This is a genomic window from Paenibacillus dendritiformis, from assembly GCF_015845845.1.
GTDB lineage: Bacteria > Bacillota > Bacilli > Paenibacillales > Paenibacillaceae > Paenibacillus_B > Paenibacillus_B dendritiformis_C.
In genome coordinates, this window is the sequence record NZ_LDIG01000011.1 from 1 (window position 1) to 837 (window position 837).

The following is an 837-nucleotide window of genomic DNA, read 5'->3' on the forward strand; positions in this document are numbered from 1 at the left end:
AAGCCGGCTTTCGCCGCCTGGTGGCCTGGGTGTCGACCCGGCAGCCGCGGCAGGTGGTGTTGGAAGCGACGGGGGGGTTCGAGCAGGCAGCGCTGGACGCACTGCATGCGGCCGGCTTGCCGGTGGTGCGCATCAACCCGCGGCAGGGCCGGGACTTCGCCCGGGCGACCGGGCAGCTGGCAAAGACCGATCGTCTGGATGCGCGAGTGCTGGCCCACATGGCGCATGCCATGACCCTGACGCCTTACCAGCCCCGCGCCGAGTGGCAGCGCCGGTTGCGCCAGTGGGTCCAGCGGCGCCAGCACGTGATGCAGATGCTGGCCAAGGAACGCCAGCGGCTGGGCTGGATGGACGACCCGGTGTTGCGCAGGTCAATGCAGGCCCATCTGCGCAGTTTGACTGCGATGCTGGTCACCCTGGATCGTGGCATCAAAGCGCAACTGGCGGCTCAACGGACCCTGGTGCCGCTGGAGACGGTCAAGGGAGTGGGGCCCGGGCTACAGGCCATGCTGGCGGCACAGCTGCCCGAACTGGGGCATATCAGCGGCAAAGAGATCGCCAAGCTAGTCGGCGTGGCGCCAATGGCCCGCGACAGCGGCTCGATGCGGGGCAAGCGGCGGATATGGGGCGGGCGGGCCCCGATCCGCCAGGTCCTGTACATGGCCGCCTTGTCCGCGCTGCGCCATGAGCCACGCCTGCGCGACTTCTATCAGGGTCTGCGCGCCCGTGGTAAACCCGCCAAAGTCGCCATCGTGGCCGTCATGCGCAAGCTGCTGGTGATCCTGAACGCCCGCATGCGCGACAGCATGATTCCAGCTTGATTCAACACAGTTGCTC

At 68.0% G+C, this 837-nt stretch carries 1 protein-coding gene; it reads left to right on the forward strand.

The window, feature by feature from the left end; genetic code table 11:
• The coding region (locus ABD76_RS00100; protein WP_197253206.1) for an IS110 family transposase at positions 1-821 on the forward strand (821 nt) is incomplete at its 5' end.
• Between the last annotated feature and the right edge of the window lie 16 nt (positions 822-837).